Here is a 4,328-nt window from a genome sequence, read left to right as displayed (position 1 = left end):
CAAATGTTGCATCTGTAATTGCTTTTGCCATTGTATTTCTCCTTTTTTAGTTATATTGGCTTAAATCTTGTTTCATGAGATAGAAGAAGACATCTCCATAAGTCCCATGGTAGTCCAAATCATGACCATTATAGGTCAATTTTTGAACGGGGTAATAGTCTGCGACACCGATAAGGCAGGCATGTTGAGAACGTTCAAAGTCTTGGTAAGATTCGAAAGTCATGGTTCTCTCTTGCTTGCTGGCGTCTAGATAAGTAATTTCGATCATATAAAACTCCTTTGTTGTTCGATCTTGACTTTATTGTACTCCTTGAAAAGAGGAATGTCAAGAAAAATGATTGCGCACGCAACTTTTTTAAAAAACCTGATTAAGAAATGAAGTCAAGACTCGTTTCTAGTCTTTCTTCGACGGCCTTTTGCAGGTAAGCTAGAGTTGTCTGACCCTCGTCAGTCAGGCAGATAAAACTAGCCCGTCTATCCTGATCGCAACACCGGCGACTAAGCAAACCGCAGTTTTTCTCTTCCAGACGACCTACCATTCTAGAAACAGCGCTCGGGCTAAGATGGAGTTTATCTGGCAGGTCAATCTGTCGTAAAGATTTTTCATCAGCTAGGTCAAGATAGTAGAGTAGGTAAAACTCTTTCAAGGTCAGTCTTTGTTCACTCTGCTGGGCAATAGTTTCTTCCAACAAGGCTTCCATTTCCTTTTGACGGCGGTTGTAGTCAAACCACTTTTCCAAATAGGTCATTGCTTTCTCCTTTCTTTTCAAAGTAAAAATCACAAAGTCATTACTGATTATCTTTGTAACACAAGATGATTGCGCATGCAATGATTATACTACTTTTAACTAATCCTTGCAAGAGAGAAGAATTGCGATATTTCCTTGAAATTTTCTGAAAAAAGAGTAAACTGGTATGCAAGAAGTCTATTTCGTGGAGTTTAGGATGAAATTATATGTTCAATTAATGATTCTCTTTGTGATTTCTCTTATCGGAGAGGGAATTTCTAGTTTCTTTCATCTGCCCATCCCAGGCAGTATTATCGGTTTGATTATTCTCTTTCTAGCCTTACAGTTCAAGTGGCTAAGGACCAGACATGTCAACATGGTTGGAAATTTCTTGCTGGCCAATATGACCATTCTCTTTTTGCCGCCAGCAGTGGGTATCATGGAAAAGTTTGATGTGATTGCCCCTTATCTTTTACCCATCGTCTTGATTGTCTTTTTTGCGGCTGTCATCAACATTATCCTTATTGCCCTAGTGGTTCAGTTTATCAAGAGACGATTTGAGGGAGATTATGAGAAAGGAGATGCCAAATGAGCGAATTTGTATCCAATCCTCTATTTGGGATTGCATTATCTATCCTAGCTTATCTAGTGGGGATGTTGATTTACAGACGTTTTCCCCATCCCTTGACAACGCCCTTGCTTTTGTCGGCTATTTTTATCATTATTTTCCTTAAGGCGACGGGTATTTCTTATCAAGATTATTACCAAGGTGGGGTTTATCTGAACAACTTGATTGTCCCATCGACCGTGGCTCTAGGGATTCCGCTTTATAAGAGTTTTCATCTGATGAAGCACCATGCGCGGAGTATTCTTTTCGGGAGTCTGTTAGCAGTAGTTGTCAATACCTCTTTCACAGCCCTTGTGGCGAAAATATTTGGCATGGACTTTTTCCTAGCCATTTCTCTCTTTCCCAAGTCGGTAACGACAGCCATGGCAGTGGGGATCACAGAAAAATTGCAAGGATTGACAACCGTAACCTTGGTGGTTGTAGTAGCCACTGGGATTTTGACCAGTGTTATCGGACCCACCCTTTTGAAGTGGTTGAAGATTGACGATCCAGTTGCAGTTGGACTTTCCCTTGGTGGAACAGGTCATGCTGTCGGAACAGGAACGGCTTTTCGCTACGGTTCTGTAGCAGGAGCCATGGGTGGCTTGGCTATCGGTATTACTGGTATTCTCTACGTATTTGTAAGTCCCATCGTAGCCAGTTTGATATTGAGTTAATAAGCAAGGAATTTAAGTTCCTTGCTTTTTCGAATCGTATGTTATAGGTTTTTACTTTCCCAATTTGTAAAATTAAGCTAGACAGAAGCAGATTCTTAGTAAAAAATCACTTCTCTCACTTTCTTGCCGTATTTATAGACAATATACATAAATAACCAAAAAACACCTAGGACTATTTTAAAATCCTAGATGTTTTTCCTGATGTGCTAAGAAATATTTTACGCAAATACAGATAATAAAGGCCAAGCAATCCTAAAACAACCAAATCAACGAAAAATTGCCAACCAAAAACCTGAATGCGATTCCTAAAAAGACTGGTCAATAGAATCAGCAGAGCATCTCCCCAGAAAGCAAGACCAGCCAAAGTAAGGGCTAATTTTCTTCTGAAAAAATAGAAAATCGGACTCAAGGTAGCAGCTAACAAATGGCTAAACCACACAATTACAAAGACAACAGGATAATGGCTAAAGTAAACCATAATAGCTGAATTATAATGTTCTGCAAAATAAGTCTGGTTACGCGTCATTACCATGACAAAATCATAGCAGCCTATCAAATTCAAGAAAAATATAAACACTGCAAAGCTAAGACCAAAACCAGTAATTTTTTTCATTTCATTAACCCCATTTCTTCAAAAGCTTGAATAAAAAAATCGCTCTTCAACAAGGCCAAGCCTTGATTGACATCACCTAAAACCATAAGGTTGTCGTCTTTTTGGATGTTAAAAATTTTTCTCGCTCGTGCAGGAATGACGATTTGTCCCTTTTCACCAACAGTTACCGTTCCAAAAATATACTTCCCTTCTTTGGCTTTAGTAGCAAAAGGAGAGACATCCCCATTAACCAACTCATCTAAGCTGATATCAAAAATTTCTGCCAAACGACTTGAAGAAATAATATCCGGTAAACTGTCGCCCAATTCCCACTTACTGAGAGTCTGACGAGATACGCCTACTTTTTCAGCTAATTTTTCCTGAGAATAACCTGACTTTTTCCTTAGCAGAGCAATCGTTTCACTAATCATACTTTTCCTACCTCTTTTCCTGAACTCATTATAGAGCCTTCTTGTCCAACTTTCAAGCATCTTTTATTGGCAAAACGAGAGTTTTTTGTTAAAAATCATAGCAAAAAAGAAGCCCGTCTGATCTCTAGTACAAATACTAGAACTTTTTATATTCCTAATTCAATTTTTTTAACACCCAATTTGTAAAATTAATCTAGACAGAAAAAGCCATCTATGTTAGGCTCAGATAAACTACCACATTTGTCTGAAAGGAACCAACATAAATGACCTATACTCATCTTACCACAAACGAGCTTGTAATGATAGAGGCTTACTATCAAGAAAACATAAAAGTTTCAGATATTGTGACTTCACTTGGCAGATCAAAACAGACAATCTACAATGTCATCAACTATCTGAAAGAGGGGCACTCTGCTTATGATTACTATAACCGATATAAAATCAATAAGAAACGCTGTGGCAGGAATAAAACCAGTCTTACGCAATCAGAAAAAGATTTTATCCAAACTCTTTTAGAACAAAATTGGAGTCTTGATGTTATTAAAGGAACTTATTCAATTTTTTAATCTAGTTAGAAAATGAGATAAAGAAAAGGATAGCCTCTCAGTGATGAGATGTTATCCTTTTTTTGACGTTTAAACTATTGCAAATTAACCTTGTTTTTCAAGATATAGTAGGTTCCGAGATAGTAGATAGCTGATAAAAAGAGATCGCGCAAGATTTCTGTACTAGCCATCACGTTATAGTCATTGTCAACTCTTAAGAAGAAAGTGATATAACCAATAACGATGGAAATGACGATATAGGCTAAAATCCCCATGGCTGTTCGATACTCGTTAAAGAGTTGCCCGATAGAGATGGAGAGGTAAATGGATAAAATCCATGCGATTGACCCGACAAATAGTGATAGGGCATACAGCCAGCCGTAGCTGAGATAAGGGGAAATGAAGTTGTAGAGGGCAGTGAAGTCTTTTTCAATTGGTGTTAAGAAGATGATAATCAATATACTCAAGATAAAGACGATATAGCCTAAGATGGACCAGACAAGACCACCTAAAAGTTTTGCGGTGATGATTTGGTGCTCAGAGACAGGCAAGGTCAAGGTCAAGTACCCTTGGCGGTCATAAACACTCCCCTTGAATCTTCGGATGATTAAAAAGATTGTTGCAATCCAAAGAGTGACGCTGAGTCCTCCAAAGACTAGCACTAAAAAGAAGATGAAATAAGCAGCATTGTTAGGATTGTAACTCTGGCTAAGACTGTTAATAAAAGCTCCAATCAAAACTGAAATTG

General features: G+C 38.1%; 7 protein-coding genes and 1 pseudogene. 3 read left to right on the top strand and 5 right to left on the bottom strand.

What is annotated here, in order from left to right:
- Positions 1-46: 46 nt before the first annotated feature.
- Positions 47-268: a DUF4649 family protein gene (locus GMD4S_RS07240; RefSeq protein WP_000570262.1), complete on the bottom strand. Its 222-nt coding sequence runs from the start codon at positions 266-268 to the stop codon at positions 47-49.
- A gap of 100 nt (positions 269-368) precedes the next feature.
- Positions 369-749, bottom strand: coding sequence for a MarR family winged helix-turn-helix transcriptional regulator (locus tag GMD4S_RS07235; protein ID WP_000221647.1), 381 nt, complete (start codon positions 747-749; stop codon positions 369-371).
- A 196-nt stretch (positions 750-945) separates the two neighbouring features.
- On the opposite strand from GMD4S_RS07235, the gene GMD4S_RS07230 reads away from it, so the two are divergent.
- Together GMD4S_RS07230 and GMD4S_RS07225 are read left to right on the top strand one after the other, a co-directional pair.
- The gene (locus GMD4S_RS07230) at positions 946-1,320 is read left to right on the top strand and encodes a CidA/LrgA family protein (RefSeq protein ID WP_000781325.1); all 375 of its coding nucleotides are present in this window, start codon (positions 946-948) and stop codon (positions 1,318-1,320) included.
- Positions 1,317-2,012, top strand: a complete 696-nt coding sequence (locus GMD4S_RS07225) for an LrgB family protein (protein WP_001288936.1) — start codon at positions 1,317-1,319, stop codon at positions 2,010-2,012. Before GMD4S_RS07230 ends, GMD4S_RS07225 begins: the two co-directional genes overlap by 4 nt.
- A gap of 172 nt (positions 2,013-2,184) precedes the next feature.
- On the opposite strand, the gene GMD4S_RS07220 is transcribed toward GMD4S_RS07225, so the two are convergent.
- Positions 2,185-2,625, bottom strand: a complete 441-nt coding sequence (locus GMD4S_RS07220; RefSeq protein WP_000724381.1) for a hypothetical protein — start codon at positions 2,623-2,625, stop codon at positions 2,185-2,187.
- Positions 2,622-3,035: a helix-turn-helix domain-containing protein gene (locus GMD4S_RS07215; protein ID WP_000622651.1), complete on the bottom strand. Its 414-nt coding sequence runs from the start codon at positions 3,033-3,035 to the stop codon at positions 2,622-2,624. The genes GMD4S_RS07220 and GMD4S_RS07215 overlap by 4 nt, the downstream gene beginning before the upstream one ends.
- Before the next feature lie 263 nt (positions 3,036-3,298).
- On the opposite strand from GMD4S_RS07215, the pseudogene GMD4S_RS07210 reads away from it, so the two are divergent.
- Positions 3,299-3,589 (top strand): annotated as a pseudogene (locus GMD4S_RS07210) (IS30 family transposase); the annotation flags it as partial.
- An 86-nt stretch (positions 3,590-3,675) separates the two neighbouring features.
- Here GMD4S_RS07210 and GMD4S_RS13505 read toward each other — a convergent pair.
- Positions 3,676-4,328: hypothetical protein (locus GMD4S_RS13505; RefSeq protein ID WP_000553110.1), on the bottom strand; the 653-nt coding region annotated here is incomplete at its 5' end.

The organism is Streptococcus sp. GMD4S, from assembly GCF_000296955.1.
The sequence above is the reverse complement of the archived record's forward strand: the minus strand, read 5'-3'. Positions and strand labels throughout refer to the sequence as shown.